Below are 20840 nucleotides of genomic sequence, written 5' to 3'. Positions count from 1 at the left end.
AAGGGAGCCCGCAGGAGCTCCCTTTTTGCTTTTAATGGATCCTGCCTTTCTCGTCCTGGTTGCCGGTATCCTGTTTCTCTGCCTTAGTTAAGCTATTCCCAAAACGATAGCTGATGCCCACCAGGGCATACCTGTTAATCTGGAAGTTGGTATATTTTTGCCGTACACCATTAACAACGGTAGTAACTGCCGAAGCGCTGCTCCTGAAAACATCATTCATCACAAATGAAACATCTACCTTCTTTTTAAAAACGGAGGCCTTAATACCGAGATCAAGTTTATAATAGGCATCACTCCGGCCAATATGGTCAATCTCCGGGAACTGGTACCAGAAATTCACCGCTCCTGAAAAACTTTTATCCGCATTAAAATAAATATTATTGTTGGTAGCGATATAGGCTCCGAACCCGCTGATCCCTTTTACTGCCGCTAATGCCGATTTTGCATCGGTATGGTAAAAGGTGAACTGGTTATTATTATCCAGCCAGCTCAACAACTGCATCGAATAATTTTCGGAGATGCCAAGCCGGTAAGTTTTAATAAAGTTGAGCGGCGTAGTATAAACCAGGTTGGTATCTGCCCGGGCAATGGTTACGTTGTTGAAACCGTTATTGGTGACGTTTAAAAATATGGCCGATGTAAGCCTGTTTTTGTAGGTATGCGAAAGTTCAAAATTGGTATTGTATTCGGGCTGGAGGTAAGGATTGCCCTCGCCATAACTGTAAGCAGTGAACAGGCTCTTGAAGGGGTTTAGGTTCCAGAATGTTGGCCGGTTAACCCGCCTGCCGAAATTTAGCGCAAGGCTGTGATCAACACCGGCCTGGTAACTAACCGTTGCGGATGGGAATAACCGGGTATAATTGTTAATAGTTGTTTGATTAAGCGTATGCGAAAAACCTTTGGTTTCGGTACGTTCTACGCGCAGACCGGCCTGGTATTTCCATTTGCCATCCTCTCGGTTGATACTGCCATAAACGGATTGGGTGTTTTCGGTGTAAGTAAACTCATTGCTCAAGTTGCGATCATAACTCAATGAATCGTTAGCTGTCTTTTTATAGTAAAAAGCGTTGCTGTAATTATTGATAAAACTCAGTTTACCACCAAAAGCAAAGCGGGCGTATTTGGTAGGCAAAAAGGCATCGGCTTTAAAAGTGTAAATATTGATATCCTGTTTATTGGTATCGTGATAGCGGTTGCGACTGGCGGCATTCAATGAGCCATCGGCAAGGTAGGTGTTGCTCTCAAAATCAGATCGGTCGGTTCGGTAATAATTAAAATAATCGGCATTAAGCACCAGTTTTGCGCCGGAGGTATCCAGGCTTATGGTGCTATGCAGGTTCACCGCGTTGCTGATGGCTACCGGGTGATAGGTGGCGTAGGTTTTCAGCGTTGAATCGATAGCACCGCTGCCGTTGTTGATGATAGGGTTATTTACATGGTCCGATCCATCATAAGTGTTTTTTCCGCCCTGGTAATTTATACCTGCAGTAACCTTCGGACTAAACCGGTAATCGGCCCCGGCAATAAAGTTTAAGTTATGGTAGCGGTAATTGCCCGTATCAGTTTGCAGCCAGGTTTGTTTGGGATAATAGATATCAGTTTCAAAGCCCTCCAGCTCGTGATCATGATCAACGTTTACATTGACATAGGCTGATAGTTTGGCTGTATTATAATTGATATCGCCGCTCGCGTTAAGCCACCAGTAATTGCTGGTGCCATAAACCGAAGCCGGATTATGCAGCCATTGTTTTTGATTTACCTGTACACTGCCCGAATAGCCCTGCTTTTTGCTATGTTTTAAAGTGATATTGATAAGCCCGGCATTCCCTTCGGCATCATAAGCGGCCCCCGGGTTTTTAATCAGTTCGATGGTGCCAACCTGGCTTGCGGATAACGACCGCAGGTAACGGAGCAGATCGGTACCCGCCAATTGCACCAACCGTTCGTTTACCATAACTTTAACACTGCCTTTGCCAACAATACTTAAATCGTTATCGCCAACTTTTACGCCCGGTACACGGCCAATAACCGTGAGCGCATCCGCCCCGGCAGATGTTGCACTTGTGGATACGTTGTAAACCAGCTTATCGCTCTTATTTTCAACAGAAGCTTTACTCGCGGTTACTTTTACCTCACTCAATTGGGTGGTGTTATCTATAAGGGTAACAGATAAGGTAGTATCCTGCTGAAGGTTTAATTTAAGTACTGTTGTTTGATAGCCGTTATAAGTGACGGTTAGGTTGTAATGGCCTTTATCAACAGCAGTAAAACTGAATATACCAGCCGAATCGGTTTGTACCGCCCGGGTTTGCTCGGAGTTTTGCTGTTGCAGATTAACAACGGCAAAGACTAAGGGATTTTGGGAAACGCCGGTTACTTTACCGGATACTTTTACCTGGGCAAACAGGCCGCTATAAATCAAACTGAAAAACAGAACGCTGTAAATATGTTTCAAAAGGGAGCAGGTTGTGGTTTATAATGTTTGTAAAATAAATAAAAAACCGCCGCTAATTGTTTAGCGACGGCTCTATTTTATTTTCAGATATGTTTCCGGAGGCTTGGCCTTGTATTAGATTTCGCTTTTTACATGTTCCAATCCCCCGTTTTCGGTAACGTAATATTCAGAGCGCAAATGCGCGTCCGGATTGATGTTACTGTCTTTCTTTTTGCTTTTTCGTGGACCCGACACGGTCAGAATAATGACTGCCAGGAAGAGGGTTATCTCTATCAAACTCACTAACATGGGGAGATGTATTTATATTCTTCATGATGTTGATTGATTACGTGATTGTTTTTTGTTCAATTTAGTTTGATTGTAAAATAAGAAAATAAAACCTCATGTTATTAACCCAGGTGAAAATTACTGTGGTTTTTTGTGCCGATATTTGGAATGATTACGCTTTGTTAACAGTATGGAATCAAAACAGGAAGTATTGAACGATTTGCTTGGCAAGTTTGCCGAACTATCGGCAAACGATGTCAACGTCAGTTTGCCTTACTGGCGCACCCGTAAAATTGAGAAGAGCGATTTTTTTAACATGCAGAATATAGTATGTACCGATCTGGCGCTGATCACCAAAGGCCTTTTCCGGATCTACTATGTACATCCCGAAACGCAGGAAGAAAAGAACATCTACTTTTTCTCCGAGCGGCAGTTCCTAGTATCATTCCGGAGTTTTGTCAATCAGTATCCCTGCGCTTATTATATCCAGGCTATGGAAGATGCCGAGATTATCTCCATCAACTACAACGACCTGCAGTATCTTTATGGCACGCCAACCGGCTGGCCACGCTTCGGTCGCCTGATAGCCGAATTATTCTTTAACCAATCGCAGGCCCGCACCGAAGAATTTATGTTCAATACCGCTGAAGAACGTTATTTAAAAATGATAACCCAGCATCCCAACATTGTAAGCCGTATTCCTGCTTATCACATTTCATCCTATCTGGGCATCAAAAACCCGTCGCTAACCCGCATCAAAAAGCGGCTGTCGCAGCAAAAGCCCTAAAAACGAAACTCTGCTGACAAATGCCCTCAATAGTTTTCACCCAGGTGAAAATTACTGCCTCGTTTTGTGCCCACCTTTGCTTCATCAAACAAGACACAAACAAAAATTGAAAACCATGTCAGCAAATAAAACATTGATCATAGAAACATCGGCCTCGGCTAATACAGCGCGCGAGCTGCGCAAACTTTATTTTATCAGGGTAGCCTTTTCGGTTACCTGGGTATTATTGGTATCCTTATTGGCTAAAACATCTTATACGGCAGCTGTAGTACTGCTCGTGATCTATCCGTTGTGGGATGTTGTAGGTACATTCCTCGATATCCGCGCTAATCAGGGTAATGGAACATCAGTAACGCCACAGTATGTCAACGCCGCCATCAGCATTGTCACCACCTTAGCGGTAGGTTTTGCTATAACCAAAGGCGTACCTGCGGCCTTAATTGTATTTGGCGCCTGGGCCTTGTTAACAGGGTTGATTCAACTGGTATTGGGCTTAAAAAGGCGGAAAGAATTTGGCGGCCAATGGCCAATGATATTAAGCGGCGGCCAGTCCATGCTTGCCGGTATATCATTTATCGCCATGGCACATTCGCCTAATATGGGTATTGTGAACTTGGCAGGATATTCGGCCTTTGGGGCTTTTTATTATTTGTTAGCTGCTATAAGGTTAGGTAAAAGTGCTAAAGCGGTTGCGCAGAATTAAAAATAGATCATCAGGCTGGTGGAGAGCCTCGGGTGGTTTCATCCTTCCGGTAAATGCATACACTACTTATTATTGCATAATTCCCCGTAGGGGATACCTATTTGTAGAAAAATAATTGTAATAGTCTTTTGCCTCGTAGAGGCTACCCGCTCGATATAACTGCAAACATCGCTCTGTTGGGGTAGCACCTACGGCGCACAAAACTTTTTTACTCTTTTGCTACAAACAGGTAGCGCCTACCGGCGCATAATAGAAGGGTGGTTATTGAAATAACCTTGATAGAAATAAAAACTATGTCATTGCTGCGAGTGAGGCAATGATATAGTTTACTTAAATATTGCTTTAAACTTCAAAAACACAACCCCTTCATTTACCAGTTGCGCATCGGTTTTAACCTGTTCATTAACCACGCTCATCTTTACCTCCAATCCAACCTGCCCGTGTTGATTAGGATCAATGAACGATAGAAACTTGATGTTATCCGCCTTAATAAGCCTTAGCTTTTTACCTGAATAGTTCTCCAATACCTCTTTAATCATCTGCATCATGCAAACGCCCGGCACAACAGGGTTGCCCGGAAAATGCCCTTTGAAAATATCATGCGCCGGGTTAAGGGTAATGGTGGTTTTAATCAAACCGCCATCAAATTCAGGAGTGCTGAAAGTAAAAAAAGTATCCTTGAGCATTATCGTTTAAGGCGTTTGAGGCCAATATTAAATTTAAAGTTTTTGTGGCTGATGCCTATGGTATCGGGAATGCCATCGTGAAAATTATGCATAATAGCCTGCACCACAGGTTTTCTATCGGAGGAGCGTTCCATGCGGATGAGATCTGTTCCTGCTTTGTTGGTAATGTAATAATTAGCGCCTCTTTCCTGCGGAAAAACATAGTACAGGAAGCTATTATCCTGGCGCATATAACCTGTTTCGGGGTTTTGTTTACACATCATTACCAGTTCAAAATCTTTTTGCAGGGTGATGATCACCGGGCGCTTATCCATTTGCTTAATGATATAGTACACCTTAAAGCCGCCATCGGGTTTAAATTCAAAATCGAAGAACTTAAAGCCCATCTCATTACTGAATACCATGCGTACGCTTTTATCGGGCAGGGTTTTAATCAGCAACAGACCGCTTAAATGGTGGCCGCCTATGACATCTACCTCGGTTTTATAAAGTACATTGGTAAAATCCGGAGCGAATTTCTTGATCTCACGTATGTTACCCTCTGCCGGTTTCAGGTTTTTGTAAACCGACGAGCAGCCAGCCAGTACGAGCAGGAAACTACTTAATAGCAAAAAGCGCGTCCGGAATATTGGCATTGATCTCTTTATTAGTAAAATGCAGGATGGTGCTATCGCCTGAACTTTCCAGCATTTCGATGGTGTTAACCGAATAATCTTTTTTATCTACGGTGATTTCAATGGTTTTGAAAAAATCGCTCAGTTGTTTGTTAACCGGCGAAAGCGAAACCAGGTACGTGCCCTTGTTTTCATAAACTGCCGATTTAAAATCGCCGCTGTTAAGGGCTGTGCCCTGGATGCAGTCGACCACAATTTTGTTGATCTGTTTAAAAACTTTATTTGAACGGGTGGATACCTTGTTTTCCTTTTGACCGTCTTTAATGTATACATTATCCTTATTCAGGATCATGAGGTAACTGAATGGTTGGGTATATTCCATCCGCAACATATTGGGTTTCCGGTACCAGAATTTTCCTTTTGAGGTAATCTTTTCCGATAGCATGCTCAGGTTTTTTTCCTGAGTGAAATCGCTTTTGATACTGTTGGTTTTCGCGGTTACTTCAGCAAATTGCTGTTTGAATTTGGTGAGATCGGAGAGCTGGGTGTAGCCTGCGTGTTGGGCCTGGGCGTTAAAAGTCAGACAAATAACAGCAACTAAAATCATTGCCAATTTAAAAAGTAGGGGCCCGCGCGATTCCCCTCTTGAGAGGGGTGTAGGGGTGTGTTTCTGCTTTGATAAGCCAATCGCAGGAACACACCCCTGCTGCCGCTCGTTGCCTTCGCACCCCCTCTCGAGAGGGGAGCTTGGTATCGTTATTTCTTTACGCATAAGCCTGTAAATTTAGCATTTTATCCAGTCGCACTATCTCGTAGCCCTGTGCTTTGGCCTGTTCAATAAACAGGGGCAATACAGAAATTGTTGCGGCTCCCGTATCATGAAACAGGAAAATGGCACCGGGGTTTAAACGGCGGGTGGTCTTTTTTAATAGTTTTTCAGGATCACTAATAACAGTATCCATTGATCGTACACTCCAGCCGATAGGCGTCATCCTGCTTTTCAAAATGGCTTTTTTAAGGTTGGGGTTAATCACTCCATAAGGAGGTCTGAACAATAACGGGCTTAAATTAATAGTCTGCCTGACCAGCTGGTTGGCCTGAAGCAGGTCATCGAGCATTTTGGCTGAAGAAAACAGATCGAACCAAAAATGATGTGAAAAACTATGGTTGCCGATAATGTGGCCCTGTTCATGAATTTGTTTTACAATAGCTTCATTGTCCTGGATCCTATTGCCGATGCAAAAAAATGCTGCCAGGGTGTTATGCTGTTTTAAAATATCCAGGATCTGAGGGGTAGCCGCGGCATCCGGCCCGTCATCGAAAGTAATGGCGATGATTTTTTTGTTTGTTTTAAGCGAACACATCACCCGCATAAAAAAGTTAGAGCCAATATAATAGCATCCGTAAAACAATATCAGCGAGTAAACAAAGATCAGCACCGGGTAACTCCACCACGATACCCCTTCGGTAATATGCTGCCAGATTATTAACCCCAGCAAACCGACAAAAAGGATATTGGTATTCCTGAAGTTTAGCATGCAGAAAGCAGGATTAACGAATGGTGGATCATTTGGTAATGATTATAAATGAGCACTTTTTTTAACGGAATTTCTTCGCTTTCTGATACAAATGAACAGGTGCCATTTTTAATTTCATGGGCAGCCAGCCACATTGCAAACGCAGAAGAGGTTGGGTATTCGCCACAGAGGGCTTTGTAATTGATGGCGGGTACACCAGCAAAATCGTACTGCTGCAACTGCCCGTAAACGGCATCATTTTTTAAATCCCCGTTATTGCCGGTTATTACAAGGTCTATCTCATGGATATTGGTGTTTTGGCTTTGCAAAAAGATGCTGATCTGTTGCTTTATTTCAGCAGTATTGCGAGGTTTATAAAAGCTGGATACACTATCAATTTTAGCCCAATCAGCACCGGAGGCTTCCTTGCTTAAGATAAAAAACGCCGAACCTTCGCCAGCCATTGTCCCCTTGCCCGGAGCATTGAACAGTTCAAAGTTTGAGACCGGTTGACTGCGATATAAGCCCATCCGCTTTAAAATAGCGTGGCTGTTAGCGGTAACTTCGTCTATGCCACCAACTAATACGTTGGAGGCCTCTCCCTCGTACAAAAGCATCATGGCATCAAGTAACGCGTTTTCAAATGATGCTCCGCCGTTAACAAATGTATTGTTGTATTGATGGCATTGGAGTAACAGGGCTATCTGCGCGCTGATGGTATTATGAGTTGATTGGATAAACGCGGTAGGGGCAAGCGCTTCCTCGTTTTGCTGTACCATTTTACTCAGGAAAGTATTGGTATCTTCCAAGCAGCCATAAGCAGTTCCGGTGATGATGGCGTCAGGTATTTGGATCCCGGCTTGTTTCAAACAATCCATCCCGGCGGCTACGCCCATTTTAATGATGCGGCTCATGCGGCGGATAAGTTTGGGATCGATCAGGGCTTTATAATCCGGTTCGATACAGCTAAGCCTGTCGCCGGTGTATTCGGCCAGTTCCTGAAGGAACGGCTGATTACCGAAAGTGTTTTGTGGCGATATATTACTTGCTGCCCTGATGTACATCGCTTATAGTTTTGAAAATATTAATGATGAACAATTACCGCCAAACCCGAACGAGTTGGATAGCACATGTTTTATTGCCGGCTGTGATGAAAAGCGGGTTTCTGGCGTAAAGGAAAATCCTTCAATAGGCGTTTCAAAACGAAGATTAGGGTACACCAAGCCCCGTTGTACCGCCAATGCCGAAAATACGGCTTCAATGCCGCCGCTGGCTCCAAGCGTATGCCCGGTAAAAGCTTTGGTAGAGCTCATTTTTGGATTATGCCCCGCGAATAATTTGCTGATAGCCGCCCCCTCCGAGCTGTCATTATTTTGTGTGCCTGTACCATGTAAATTGATATAGCCGATATTGGCAGGCTGTAAACCGCTTCTTTTCAGCGCGCCTTCCATAGCCAGTAATGATCCTGTTCCTTCGGGCGATGATGCCGTTTGATGATAGGCATCATTAGCATTGTGATAACCACTTAATGTACAATACAATTCTTTTTTAAGCGATGCCGCTATTCGCTCAGACACCAGTACTACATAGCCTGCACCTTCGCCGAGATTAAGGCCACGGCGATTGGCATCAAATGGCTGACAAGGCTGCTTATCCAATATCATAAGGGTATTAAAACCATTCAGCGTAAAACGGGTTAGGGCATCGGTACCTCCGGCTATCACCACGTCCAGCATATGGTTTTTGATGAGCCTTGCACCGTACATGATGGCATTGGCCGACGAAGAACAGGCCGTGCTGATAGTACTTACATAATGCCGGATCCCCAGTTGATCAGCAACTAAATTGGTAACTGCTCCACATTCGTGGTTAACTACGTCGCGTAACCTGCCTTTGGCATTATCGCTTAAAAAATCCCTGAAAAAATCTTCGGTTTTATCCATGCCGCCAACGGTATTGGCGGAGACAAAGCCGGTTCTTAAGGCGGCAAGATTGGCGATCCCTGCATCTGTCAAAGCCTCCCGTACGGCGATTAAATTCAGCATAGCCGTGCGGCTGATTCCGGGTTTAAATCCCGACAGTTCCGCAAGCTCATCATTGCTTAGTTTAACTTCGCCAACCGGAAATTCATCCCGGTGTTCGGTATCCAGGTACCGGATAGGGGCAATGCCCGTTTTTTCCTGTTCAAGCGACAGCAGGTTTTGGGCCACAGTATTACCTATGGCCGAAATTACCCCTAAGCCGGCTATAAAAACAGGTTGATCCATTGTTTAGGCGTTCGGGATCTTGTTGCTTTCAATAAACTCGGCAATGGTACGTACCGAACGGAAGATTTTCGGGCCATCCTCTGCATTAGAGAGTTTTACTTTGTATTTCTGCTGTAACAGCACAATCAGCTCCAGCGCGTCTATCGAATCAAGTCCCAAGCCATCACCAAAAAGCGGCTGATCATCACCGATATCCTCCGGCTTCACATCCTGTAAGTTCAACTGTTCGATGATCTGCTCTTTCAGATCGGCTATTAATTTATCCATTTGCTGTACTGTAAATTTTATTAATATTTTCTGTTGTGAAGGGTGTTGCTCCTTCTTTTTCTATCAAAAACAAAACGGCTTTATAGCCTGTCGCGGTCATTTCCACCCAGCCGCAGATGCAGGCTTGTAGTTGCCCTGGCTCCAGTAAAACCGAAACATAGCTGCTTATGAAATCGGCATTGAACCGCTCAAAAATATAAAAAGCGTTTTCGCCTTTAAAATGATGACGGATGCAGATCTCTCCAATAACAATATTGGGCAAGGTATAAACAAACAATGCCGGACTTGCAATATCCTGCACCGAATCATAATACCGCTTATCAGCATCAAGGCTCGACCCCGCGTTGGTTAATACCACGCCTATGTCGGTCGGTTGATATTTGGTCTTGTCAAAATCCTTCAGCAAAACCTCGGTGGCAAGCCAGCCCAGTTTTGCCAGGTTATCCATTTTATAAAACTTAGGATACTTTATCCCAAGGTGCTGGTAAACCGACAATAAAAAACCGGCAATATCTTGCTCCGCCCCCTCAAACACCACCTCGTTATTATAACTAACAAGGTTATTGCTGATACTGCAATGGGCCGATATGTAATACTGGTTGTTCAATTTATATAGTGCCTGTCGATAGATTCATAATCAAGTAAAAGGCTTTGAGCTTACGGCTTACGGCTTTCAGCGTTTAGCCTTCCGCTTTCAGCTTTTCCCATCCAAAACCATATCCCTTAATGTAATGGTGCGGGCCAGTTTATGCAATGCTGTTTCGTGATTTTTAACGTACGGGTTATCCAGGTCCCAAACATAACCAGCCAATACCGAGCAGATCTGACTTTTAACAAGCGGGTCCTGGTTGTCTGCAAAAAATATGGTATCCAGCACGCCCGCATACCATGAGGTAACATATGAGCGGAAGGTATTTACACCCTGCATCATATGCTGCATGTATTCTTTGTCCCAATCCACGGTTTCTCCGTTCAATTTGCGGATCACCAGTTTGGCTGCTGTCTGGCTCGACACCGTTGCCAGCGTTACGCCTGACGAAAATATCGGATCAAGGAACTCCGTAACGTTGCCCGTGAGCACAAAGCCATCGCCATAAAACTTATCAGTAGTGGCCGACCATGACTCCAAAACCCTTGGCGCAAAGACAAACTCCACATCTTCAAAACGCTCGGCAAAATAAGGCTGCGACGCGATTAAGCCACGCAGAATTTCCTCGTCGGTACCTTCGTATTGTTTAAAAAACTCAGGATTGCCCACAAAGCCCAGCGAGGTAATGCCATTGGCAAATGGAATGACCCAGATCCAAACGCCGGGCTGGTGAACCACAATGGTAATACGGTTTGGCTCATCGGCCATTGATCGTTTTTTATCAACCGTATGCGCAAAAAGCGCCTTGCGTGGAACCTGGGTTGATGGCCTGTCGAGGTTAAACAGTTTTGGGATCACCCGGCCGTAGCCGCTGCCATCGATAATGAAGCGGGCCGAGATTTCAGTTTGGTTACCCTCTTTATCTTCAACAGTAGTTACCGAATCCTGACCGTTAAAAACGATGTTGGCAACGGTAGTTTCGTAATGAACAGGCACACCCATCTTTTCGACTGTATCGGCCAATGTTTTATCAAAATCGGCGCGGGGCACCTGCCAGGTCCAGTTCCAACCGGGAGTGAATTGATCGGCAAATTGATAATCGCAGATCTTGCCATCCTTCACAAATTTAGCCCCCGCCTTTTGCTGAAAGCCTTTTTCGCTTACGGCATCTACAAAACCTGCTTCGGATAATGCTTCCATGCAGCGTGGCAGCAAGCTTTCGCCAATTACAAAGCGAGGAAAAAGCTGTTTTTCTACAATTTTTACCTTGAATCCTGCCTGGTGTACAATGGATGCGGCTACCGTTCCCGCCGGACCGGCACCTATTATCAATACGTCTACCTGTTCTGTATTCATGTTATGAAATATCCTGTTGTGATTTGGTTAAAATTATAGCCGCGTTACAGCCCCCAAAGCCCGATGCTATTTTAAGGCAATTGCCGAGCGGCTTTGATATCAATTGACTGCAAACATTTACCGGGTTGGCATCGCCCTGCTTGCTAAAGCCCTTTGTTGGTATAATAGTATTTTGCCTCAGCGATTGCGCTGAAATAATAGCTTCTATCAAGCCCGAAGCACCTAAAGTATGCCCATAAAAGCCTTTCAGGCTGTTGAGCGGAACATCCTGCAAACCGGCCAGCGTTACAGCCTTTGCTTCCATTTCGTCGTTATAAACGGTCGCGGTGCCATGGGCAGATATGAAGTCGATATCTTCAGACTTTAAACTCGATGCATCCATCGCTTTATTGATGGCATAAAATAATTCCTCGCCGGTGCGTGATGGCCCCGAAATATGGTTGGCATCGTTACTCACGGCGCCCGAAGCTAATTCAATAACTTCTCCATCCGGTCTTTCTGCCGATAGAATAACTGTAGCCGCGCCTTCGCCCAAATTGATACCGTCCCGGTCGGCATCAAAAGGTTTGCACAAGCCTGGACTGACAGCCTGGAAAGATTGAAAACCAGATAATACAAATTTTGAGATCACATCGGCCCCGGCAACAACAACATGATCGTATTGGCTGGATTGGATTAACCGCATCCCGGTGATCATGGCAACCAGGCCGGAAATACAGGCATGTGAAACTACTATTGGCTCGTTTACAAAGCCAAAGTGTTGGGCTATTTTTTTTGCTGAATTATGCAGGGCTATGCGCGCATCTAATTCCGGGCCTGGTTCTTCAGTTTCCAACAGGCTGATATTGCCTTTAGTGGTGGAAATGATCAGAACAGTTTTTTTGTCGGAGATATTTTTATCGACTCCATACAAGATTTCGGTTAATGAAGCGATGAGCAGGTGCTCAAATTTTGTCCAGCACTCATCAGTTTGAAAATATCCTTTTTCAAATAACGATGCGAAAAAAAGCTCATCAGACATGGCTTTATCATCATGTTGCCTCACGCCCGTAACATCGTTAATCAAGTGCTCAAAGTTTTGCGCAGTCGTAGTGCCCAGCGGCGAGGTAATATTATCGGCAACAAGGAAAACCTTCTTCATCGTGGAGTTGTGTTATATCAATCCTTGTTTTTGCTTCCAGTCCAAAAAGAAATCCGGATTGGTGAGTTGCAGTTCAAAACTTTCGCGGCGCACAAATACCTGTACGGTTGAGCCTTTAACAATCAATTCGCCGGTTTGAGCGTTGAGCAGCCGGTACGTAAAATTGATCTTCGCCGATTCGGTAGGGGTGTAGATGGTTTCGATGATCACTTTGTCTTCGTAGCGCAAAAAGCGTTTATAATCACAGTTTACGTTAACTATTGGTACAACATAGCCCGCGTTATATACATCCATATAACCCAGGCCATATTGCTTGCCGAAAGCTTCGCGGCCGTCCTCAAAATAACGAATGTAATTGCCATGCCAAACCACACCCAGCATATCCACATCGCTGAATTTGACCTCTATTTCGATAGTATTTATTAAAGATTGCTGCAAAACGCTATTGGCTTAGTATCTTTTGAAAAGGTCAAAGTCGGAACCAAAATCGTCCAGGATTACTGGCCATGGGTGTGCCCAGTAATTCCTAAAACCGAACCCACGGCTGTTTCCGGTGCGGAACACGGTATATAAAACGGTTTTCTTATCCATATCAACAAAAGTTACCCAGGCCCCACCTTGCGCACGTCCTTTATCCATACCTTCAATAATAAGCAACATACCAATGCCTTTATTGCCTAAAAAATCATAGTTTTTTATGATGGCATCAATATCTTTTTCGGTAAGCGCTTTGAAATGACCGGGATCGGTATCAAAGAAGTTTTTAGTAAGGGCGCTGTTCACTTTTTCGGTAACATTCATGGCAAAATGAACCGTATCGCGGTGTACCGCTCTCGCCGGGTTATATTTTTTAGGTTCCTTTAAAAAGAAGTTTTCCCATAGCGGAATGTACTTACCAACAAATTCGGCATTGATCACCTCATTTTTGTACGCTGCTTCCGAACCGATGAATTTCATCTGCGAAAAATCCATGCCGAGCCAGGTTATTGGTGTTTTTTTGTCGAACACCTCGGCTTTGGTTTGGGCTGATGCCGGTTTTAAAAAAGCGGTTAATAAAACTATAAGTAAACTCAGTTTAATTGCGGTTTTTTTCATGGTTGATATTATTGTTGGGGTTGTATAAATATTTTCATTTCGCATTGGGCTAACGTACTGCCCTTGCAGGTAACACTTCCTTTAATGATGGTAACATTGAAAACCTGGTTCTCAATTTTTACTTCGGTTTCTATGATGTCGCCAACTTTTGGTAAAGCAAAAACTTCCAGGTTTTTTACAGCGCCAATAAAGCCCGGCGGCACGGGTTTGCCCAGTTGTTGGGCGACATATCCGGCGCCTGCCGCCGCCGTTTGAGCAATGTTCTCTACCATACCGGCTTCACTTAACTCTCCGTCACTTACCAATACATTTTCTGATAGTATCAGCAGCGAGGTCAACGTGGTATTATCAGATGAAGATACCAGTGTATCAACCATCACAAATGGTGGGCGTTGCGGAATCAGTGATAAAATATCCTGTGTTGGTAAGGTCATTGCCAAAAATTATAATAGTTGTACCACTGTTCGGGATACGTTTTTACCTTGTTTTCAAAGCTGCTGATAAAATCACCGATCAGCTGTTCCATTCCCTTACCCCTGCCCAGGTCCGAATAATCTTTTACCGGGCTGGCGAAAAAGTGATAGTGCAACGCGCTTTCTTTAAGTGCGTAAACAAATGTTACCGGCACTTTAAACTTTTCGGCCATTACAAACGGCCCTGCCGGGAATTTCGCATCCTCACCTAAAAACTCTCGTGTTATGGTTTTATTGCCCTCGATATACCTGTCGGCGTGCATGCAAACCAGCTCATTGTTCTGAAATGCCGCATTGATCTGAAAGATGTGCGATAGATCATTTTTGATGACAATGATATTTATTTTCCGCTCGCCGGTTACCGAATCCATGTACTGTTTGATCTGCCTGTCCTCGCCATCAAACATGACAATGTTAATGCGGGTGTTGATATGATCAAGCAGTTCGCCTGCTATTTCCCAGCTGCCTATGTGCGAACTGAGCAGTAAGCCGCCTCTGTTCATGGCAGCTATCTGCCGCAGGTTATCTATCCCATCAAAATTAAAGGTAAACTTGTTGGGAATGCCCGACATGATCACCACTTTATCAATAATACTTTGCCCAAAAAGGTAATAATTACGATAGAGCTTGAATATGGATTTTACCTTGCCGTAACCGAGCCGCTTATGGAAATAGTAGAAAGTGCCTTTTGATGTTTGCCACGAAAACAGGAAGTAGTAAAGCGCCACAAACCTCAGCATAAAATAAGCCGGCATTACACCGGCAGTTTTTAAAACGCTTACAAAAATGCGGTAGCCAAGGGTGTTGCCTTTAGATTTTCCCTGCCAGGCGGGCATTATGCAAGTTCCTTAGGTTGTACGCGTGATACTACGTAATCGTAAAAATCCTGGAAGGTAACAATGCCCGTAAAATCCTCGGGTTTTACTTTGAACCCAAAGTTGCTTTCAATCACAACAACAAGGTCGATATAATCAAGGCTATCCAGGTCGAGGGTTTCTTTCAGGTTTGCTGTGGGTACCATTTTATCTGCATCAACCTCAAATTCTTCGGCCAGGAAGCTGTTGATTCTTTCAATGATCTCTTCAATTTGCATAATGGCTGGTTTAAATATATTTTTTAATAATCAGGGACGAATTGGTGCCGCCAAACCCAAACGAGTTTGACAGGAATGTATCTATATTTTTTTCGACGGTTTCGGTAGCGATATTAAGCTTAGCCGAATCTTCATCGGGATTTTCAAAATTAATGTTAGGTGCCACGAACGAGTTTTGCATCATCAGCATCGAGTAAACGATCTCGCTCGCCCCAGCCATCCAGCACTCGTGGCCGGTCATGGATTTGGTTGAGCTTACCAGCGGTTTATAATCGCCAAAAACCTCGTCAATAGCCTTGGCCTCGCTGGCGTCGCCGGCAGGGGTTGAGGTAGCGTGGGCGTTGATATAATCAATTTCGGAAGCCTGTATACCGGCATCTTTGAGTGCCATGTTCAATGAGCGTACCGGACCTTCAACTGTGGGGTTTGAGATATGCGCCCCGTTTGAAGAAAAGCCATACCCAATAACCTCGCCCAAAATGGTAGCTCCCCTTTTCAGTGCAGAGTCCAAACTTTCCAGGATTACGGTAGCTGCGCCGCCGCTGGGCACTAAACCATCACGATCACGGTCAAATGGCCTGGAGGCTTTGGCCGGATCAGCTTCGTGCACCGAAAATGCCGAAAGCGCGTCAAAACTGCCCATCGAATAATGGCTCAGCTCCTGTGCGCCGCCGCAAATGATGCAATCCTGCATGCCACTTTTGATCAGGTGATAGCCCATTCCTATAGAATGCGAACCGCTGGCACAAGCCGCGCTGATGGTAAAATTAACCCCGCGAAGCTTAAATATGGTGGCCAGGTTCATGGTAACGGTAGAATTCATGGTTTGAAAAACCGCACCTGAACCAATAAGCATGGTGTCTTTTTTCTCGCGAATGATATCTGTAGTTTCAATGACAGCCTTGGCTGTGCTATCGTTACCATATAGAATGCCCACATCGGTTTGGGCGATGTAATCAGCATCGATACCGGCCTGCTGTAGCGCTTCGATAGTGGCTATATAGGCGTATTCGCCTTGTTCGGGCAGCATAATGCGAGCCCTGCGATCAAGCGTACCTTTCAGGTTTGGTTTTTCAACCGCGCCGGTTAAGCCTGAACGATAACCAAAATCTTTACGGATAGCATCGTATACAATGCCGGAACGGCCGGTATAAAGGGATTCTTTAACTTCATCAAGATTTTTCCCAATACACGAATAGATACCCATCCCTGTTATCACAACCCTATTCATATTTGAGCAAAAACTGATAGTACATAGTCAACAAAATGTGATAAAAATACAAAAAATAAAATTTATTAGGTTTTTGTATGTATCGCGTTTCTTTGGTGTTTCAAATATAAGCGGTTAAAATACCTGTATGTTAATAGCTTATAATTAAGTTAATATTAAGAGTTAATTACTCCGTTGTTTGTTACTCGCAAAATGAAATTTGCCACCGCTCGGCTGGAGCCGAGCGGCGGCTTTTTTCTTGCAAACGAGCGCAAGGGCAAAATATGTCATTGCGAGGAGGAACGACGAGGCAATCGCATGCTATACAGAGCGGATCTGCCTCCGTGCGATTGCCACGCTTCGCTCGCAATGACATGGTTTTGTTTGTTTTTCAAACGACTTTTATCTGCCCCATGTCCCTCGGTTGCTTTCTTTACGAATACAATCCCCCGTTTATCGAAAGCACCTCGGCAGTAATATAAGCGGCTTCCGGCGAAGCCAGAAAACCTACCGCGTGGGCAACCTCCTCCGGTGTGCCAAACCTTTTTAGCGGCACCATCGCTTTCAATTCCTTTTCATCAAGCCCGGCAGTCATATCCGTAGCTATAAAGCCCGGGGCTACAGCATTTACTGTTATACCCCGGCGACCAACTTCCTGCGCTAATGCCTTGGTGGCGCCAATAACCCCTGCTTTGGCGGCCGAGTAATTTACCTGTCCTGGCAAGCCTTTCAACCCCGAAAGCGAAACCACATTTACAATGCGACCATATTTTTTAACCAGCATGCTGTTCAACACCAAACGGGTAACATAAAAGAAACCGTTTAAGCTGGTGTTCAGCACGCCGTCCCATTGCTGATCGGTCATCCACATCATCAGGCCATCGTCTTTAACGCCGGCGTTGTTTATTAAAACTTCAATGTACTTTTCGGTATTGGTTTCTATCCAGCTACCTAATTTTTGTTGGATATCGTTCTTGTCGGCCACATTAAACTGCAACAGTTCCCCATCGCCGCCATTGGCTTTGATCTCGGCGAGGGTGTTGTCAGCTTCATCGATGTTGCCTTTATAATTAATAAGCACATAATAACCCATAGCGGCCATTTTGTAGCAAATGGCCCTGCCAATTCCTCTTGAGCCGCCGGTTACTAATGCACATTTCATATGATATTTTTGGTGTTGAAAGGTTTAATAATTCAGGAAATAAGTTCGGCCGATTCAACATAGGCTTTCACTTGTTGCAGGTCCTGGTATTTGGGTTTATCCTCAATAAATTTAGGGAAAATAGCCCTTAAGTCTGTATAAACTTTGTTGGTTTGGTTTGATAGCCTGTTGGCACAATCAAGATAATCGACAGCCTGTAACAGGGTCATAGCCTGTATAGCCAATACCTCGAAACTATTGTCGATCACTTTTTTGGTTAACAATGCCGCGTTACAGCCCATGCTTACAATATCCTGGTTATCATTGTTGTTCGGAATGCTGTGTACGTACATCGGGTATGAAAGGGTTTGATTTTCGGCAACAGTTGAGGTAGCTGTAAACTGCATGCCCTGCATCCCGAAGTTAAAACCGAGCACACCCAGGTTTAAAAATGGAGGAAATTTTTGGTTTAGTTTATCGTTGAGCAGGTAATTAAGCTGCCTTTCAGATAACATAGATACGCGGGTAACGGCTATCTTTAATTTATCCATCTCCAGCGAAACATAGTCGCCGTGGAAATTGCCACCGTGAAAAATATTATGGTTTTCATGATCGATAACCGGGTTATCATTTACCGAGTTTAGCTCATCTACAACCACATGTTCGGCCTGCGCAATGGTATCATATACCGGGCCGAGGATCTGTGTAACACAACGGAGCGAATAGTATTCCTGCACCTTATCCTCAAATACTTCCTGATCAATATTTTCGGGATTGTACAAATGCTCTGAACGGCTGCGGGTCATTTGGCTGTCTTTCAGGATTTCCCTCAGTTGCGACGCGACAGCATTTTGCCCTGTATGGAGTTTTACCCTGTTTAGCTCCTGCGAATAATGATCATCAAAAGCGCCCACTACCTCGTTGATCATAGCCGAAAGCATCACCGACCAGCCGAGTAATTTTTTTGCGCGGATGATATTCAGTAAGCCAATCCCCGTCATGGCCGATGTACCATTGATAATTGCCAACCCTTCACGGATATGGATCTGCAAAGGCTTGATATTTAGTTTTTCAAAAACCGAGGTAGTTGATAGGATTTCGCCGTTATAGATCACTTCCCCTTCGCCAATGAGTACCAGGGCAAGGTGGGCTAACTGTACCAGGTCGCCGCTGGCGCCTACGCCGCCGTGTTCAAATATGCAGGGGATAACGTTTTTGTTGATGAGTTCGGCAAGGAGGTTCACCAATTCGGGATGCACGCCTGAATGTGCCTGCATAAAGCTGTTAAGCCGTGCAAGCATTAAAGCCTTTACCAGTTGGGGCTGCATTAAGCTACCGCCACCCGATGCATGACTGCGGATGAGGTTGTACTGTAATTGCAACCGGTTTTCATCGCTCACCTTATATTGTGCCATGGGGCCAAAGCCGGTGTTGATGCCGTAAATCAATTTATTGGATGAAAAATTGCCAAGAAAGTTAAAGCTGGCCTCTACTTTTTCGAGCGCCTGCCCGTTGGGAACAATCGCGGTGTTTTTAAAAATTACCTGGTAAAAATCATCCAGTGTAAGGGCTTTTCCTCCAACCTGTAGTATGGGCACAGCAGTTTTATTTAATAAGGTTTGATTGTTCTTTTCCACAAAATCAGGGCGAAAATAAGGTAAATGTTCGGATTTAAGAATGGTTATTAAACGGTTGGAGGGAGGGATGTATTGCATGTGAAAGTGCCAGTAACAAATATGTCATTGCGAGCGTAGCGCGGCAATCGCACATAGGCAAAGCCGCCTTGTATAGCATGCGATTGCCACGTCGCCCTGGCGCGCCAGACCTGTCAGCTCCTCGCAATGACATGATTTATAACTTCCACACAAAAATTTAACGTTTAATTTAACCCGAAAGAATAACTTTGTAAAGCATTAAACGTAAACCCACAAAACCCATTGATAAAAACCTGGACTGAAGCCGGTACGTGCGATTGATTATATGACGGATAACTTACAACTTATACAGGCAAAGTTTAAACAATTACAGGTATGCGTTATTATACCCACCTATAATAACGAGGGCACGCTGGCCACTGTTATTACCAATGTTTTGGCTTATACCGACCAGGTTATTGTAGTAAACGATGGTTCAACCGACAGTACACAGGCCATTATCCAATCATTTCCGCAAATAAAATCTGTAAGCTATACCCAAAATGTAGGCAAGGGCTGGGCTTTGCGCAAAGCTTTTGAATTTGCTACCGAACAGGGTTATTTGCATGCCATCACCATTGACTCGGACGGGCAGCATTTTGCAGCTGACCTGCCCGCTTTTATTGAAAAACTGGAACAGGAGCCGGATTCGCTGATCATTGGTTCGCGCAATATGGAGCAATCATCCGTGCCGGGGAAAAGCAGTTTTGGACATAAGTTTTCTAATTTTTGGTTTTGGGTAGAGACCGGCATCAAATGTCCGGATACGCAATCAGGCTACCGTTTGTATCCCATTCACCTGCTCAAAAACACTAAATTCATTACCCGGAAATATGAGTTTGAAATAGAGGTAATTGTACGTGCCGCCTGGAAAGGTATTAAGATAGATTGGGTACCGGTGAAGGTTTATTACGCCCCGAAAGAAACGCGGGTATCGCACTTTCGCCCTTTTCAGGATTTCTCGCGCATCAGTGTGCTTAATACTGTATTGGTGATCATCACTTTCGCTTACATTAAGCCCCGCGATTTTTTCCGGACGCTTTTTGATAAAAAAAAAGCGAAGCAGATGCTCAAAAACCTGTTCTTTAACCCCGAGCATTCACCGCAGCTTAAAGCTAAATCTGTAGCCTTTGGCGTTTTTATGGGGATTGTGCCTATCTGGGGTTTCCAGCTGTTGGTGGCTATTTCGCTGGCATTCTTGTTTAGGCTCAATAAGGCCATAGTGGTTACGGCTGCCCACATCAGCGTAGCGCCCATGATCCCGGTAATCATTTTTTTGAGTTACAAAACCGGTGGCCTATGGATGGGCGGCAAGGATGTGGATATTCCCCTGGATAAAATTTCACTCAAATCCATTGGCGAACATCTGGAACAATATCTTTACGGCAGCATTTCGCTGGCAATTTTTGCAGGTATTATAGCAGGATTGCTCACTTTTGCGTTACTAAAGCTGTTTAAGCGGAGGCCTGTCCCCGCGCTGTAATT

General features: G+C 44.5%; 22 protein-coding genes. 3 read left to right on the top strand and 19 right to left on the bottom strand.

Annotated elements, in window-relative coordinates:
* Window positions 1-31: 31 nt before the first annotated feature.
* Window positions 32-2455: an outer membrane beta-barrel family protein gene (locus EAH55_RS01640; RefSeq protein ID WP_121808222.1), complete on the bottom strand. Its 2424-nt coding sequence runs from the start codon at window positions 2453-2455 to the stop codon at window positions 32-34.
* Between the two features lie 457 nt (window positions 2456-2912).
* On the opposite strand from EAH55_RS01640, the gene EAH55_RS01635 reads away from it, so the two are divergent.
* On the top strand, window positions 2913-3509 hold the full coding sequence (locus EAH55_RS01635) for a Crp/Fnr family transcriptional regulator (RefSeq protein WP_112568402.1): 597 nt from the start codon (window positions 2913-2915) through the stop codon (window positions 3507-3509).
* Window positions 3510-3624: 115 nt separating this feature from the next.
* A complete protein-coding gene (locus EAH55_RS01630; RefSeq protein ID WP_121808997.1) occupies window positions 3625-4212 on the top strand; it encodes a DUF308 domain-containing protein in 588 nt (195 codons plus the stop codon).
* Window positions 4213-4538: 326 nt separating this feature from the next.
* On the opposite strand, the gene EAH55_RS01625 is transcribed toward EAH55_RS01630, so the two are convergent.
* From EAH55_RS01625 to EAH55_RS01535, 18 genes are all read right to left on the bottom strand, one after another.
* Window positions 4539-4898, bottom strand: a complete 360-nt coding sequence (locus tag EAH55_RS01625) for a 3-hydroxyacyl-ACP dehydratase (protein WP_121808221.1) — start codon at window positions 4896-4898, stop codon at window positions 4539-4541.
* Entirely contained in the window at window positions 4898-5533 is a 636-nt protein-coding gene (locus tag EAH55_RS01620) for a hypothetical protein (protein ID WP_121808220.1), read from the bottom strand. The genes EAH55_RS01625 and EAH55_RS01620 overlap by 1 nt, the downstream gene beginning before the upstream one ends.
* Entirely contained in the window at window positions 5496-6119 is a 624-nt protein-coding gene (locus EAH55_RS01615; RefSeq protein ID WP_121808219.1) for a LolA family protein, read from the bottom strand. The genes EAH55_RS01620 and EAH55_RS01615 overlap by 38 nt, the downstream gene beginning before the upstream one ends.
* Before the next feature lie 157 nt (window positions 6120-6276).
* Window positions 6277-7050, bottom strand: a complete 774-nt coding sequence (locus EAH55_RS01610) for a polysaccharide deacetylase family protein (protein WP_121808218.1) — start codon at window positions 7048-7050, stop codon at window positions 6277-6279.
* Entirely contained in the window at window positions 7044-8093 is a 1050-nt protein-coding gene (locus EAH55_RS01605) for a beta-ketoacyl synthase N-terminal-like domain-containing protein (protein WP_121808217.1), read from the bottom strand. Before EAH55_RS01605 ends, EAH55_RS01610 begins: the two co-directional genes overlap by 7 nt.
* Before the next feature lie 3 nt (window positions 8094-8096).
* A complete protein-coding gene (locus EAH55_RS01600) occupies window positions 8097-9296 on the bottom strand; it encodes a beta-ketoacyl-[acyl-carrier-protein] synthase family protein (protein WP_121808216.1) in 1200 nt (399 codons plus the stop codon).
* 3 nt (window positions 9297-9299) lie between these two features.
* A complete protein-coding gene (locus EAH55_RS01595; RefSeq protein WP_121808215.1) occupies window positions 9300-9563 on the bottom strand; it encodes a phosphopantetheine-binding protein in 264 nt (87 codons plus the stop codon).
* On the bottom strand, window positions 9556-10170 hold the full coding sequence (locus tag EAH55_RS01590; RefSeq protein ID WP_121808214.1) for a hypothetical protein: 615 nt from the start codon (window positions 10168-10170) through the stop codon (window positions 9556-9558). The genes EAH55_RS01595 and EAH55_RS01590 overlap by 8 nt, the downstream gene beginning before the upstream one ends.
* Window positions 10171-10257: 87 nt before the next feature.
* Window positions 10258-11508 (bottom strand): NAD(P)/FAD-dependent oxidoreductase, encoded by a 1251-nt coding sequence (locus EAH55_RS01585; RefSeq protein ID WP_121808213.1) that lies wholly within the window; start codon window positions 11506-11508, stop codon window positions 10258-10260.
* 1 nt (window position 11509) lies between these two features.
* A complete protein-coding gene (locus EAH55_RS01580) occupies window positions 11510-12649 on the bottom strand; it encodes a beta-ketoacyl synthase N-terminal-like domain-containing protein (RefSeq protein WP_121808212.1) in 1140 nt (379 codons plus the stop codon).
* Between the two features lie 12 nt (window positions 12650-12661).
* Complete coding sequence (locus tag EAH55_RS01575) at window positions 12662-13087, bottom strand: acyl-CoA thioesterase (protein ID WP_208644767.1); 426 nt, start codon at window positions 13085-13087, stop codon at window positions 12662-12664.
* 12 nt (window positions 13088-13099) lie between these two features.
* Complete coding sequence (locus EAH55_RS01570; protein WP_121808211.1) at window positions 13100-13744, bottom strand: hypothetical protein; 645 nt, start codon at window positions 13742-13744, stop codon at window positions 13100-13102.
* An 8-nt stretch (window positions 13745-13752) separates the two neighbouring features.
* Window positions 13753-14178 (bottom strand): 3-hydroxyacyl-ACP dehydratase, encoded by a 426-nt coding sequence (locus EAH55_RS01565; RefSeq protein WP_121808210.1) that lies wholly within the window; start codon window positions 14176-14178, stop codon window positions 13753-13755.
* Complete coding sequence (locus tag EAH55_RS01560; protein WP_121808209.1) at window positions 14175-15053, bottom strand: LpxL/LpxP family acyltransferase; 879 nt, start codon at window positions 15051-15053, stop codon at window positions 14175-14177. The genes EAH55_RS01565 and EAH55_RS01560 overlap by 4 nt, the downstream gene beginning before the upstream one ends.
* The gene (locus EAH55_RS01555) at window positions 15053-15310 is read right to left on the bottom strand and encodes an acyl carrier protein (RefSeq protein WP_112568432.1); all 258 of its coding nucleotides are present in this window, start codon (window positions 15308-15310) and stop codon (window positions 15053-15055) included. The genes EAH55_RS01560 and EAH55_RS01555 overlap by 1 nt, the downstream gene beginning before the upstream one ends.
* 10 nt (window positions 15311-15320) lie before the next feature.
* On the bottom strand, window positions 15321-16541 hold the full coding sequence (locus EAH55_RS01550; protein WP_121808208.1) for a beta-ketoacyl-[acyl-carrier-protein] synthase family protein: 1221 nt from the start codon (window positions 16539-16541) through the stop codon (window positions 15321-15323).
* Window positions 16542-16953: 412 nt separating this feature from the next.
* Entirely contained in the window at window positions 16954-17682 is a 729-nt protein-coding gene (fabG, locus tag EAH55_RS01540) for a 3-oxoacyl-ACP reductase FabG (protein WP_121808206.1), read from the bottom strand.
* Window positions 17683-17714: 32 nt separating this feature from the next.
* Window positions 17715-19259: an HAL/PAL/TAL family ammonia-lyase gene (locus EAH55_RS01535; RefSeq protein ID WP_244228075.1), complete on the bottom strand. Its 1545-nt coding sequence runs from the start codon at window positions 19257-19259 to the stop codon at window positions 17715-17717.
* A gap of 382 nt (window positions 19260-19641) precedes the next feature.
* On the opposite strand from EAH55_RS01535, the gene EAH55_RS01530 reads away from it, so the two are divergent.
* Entirely contained in the window at window positions 19642-20838 is a 1197-nt protein-coding gene (locus EAH55_RS01530; protein WP_121808205.1) for a DUF2062 domain-containing protein, read from the top strand.
* The last annotated feature ends 2 nt before the right edge of the window (window positions 20839-20840 follow it).

Origin of the sequence: Mucilaginibacter kameinonensis (genome assembly GCF_003675385.1) — a bacterium.
Classification (GTDB): domain Bacteria; phylum Bacteroidota; class Bacteroidia; order Sphingobacteriales; family Sphingobacteriaceae; genus Mucilaginibacter; species Mucilaginibacter kameinonensis.
Note: the sequence above shows the minus strand (reverse complement) of the source record. Positions and strands in the feature narration are given on the sequence as shown.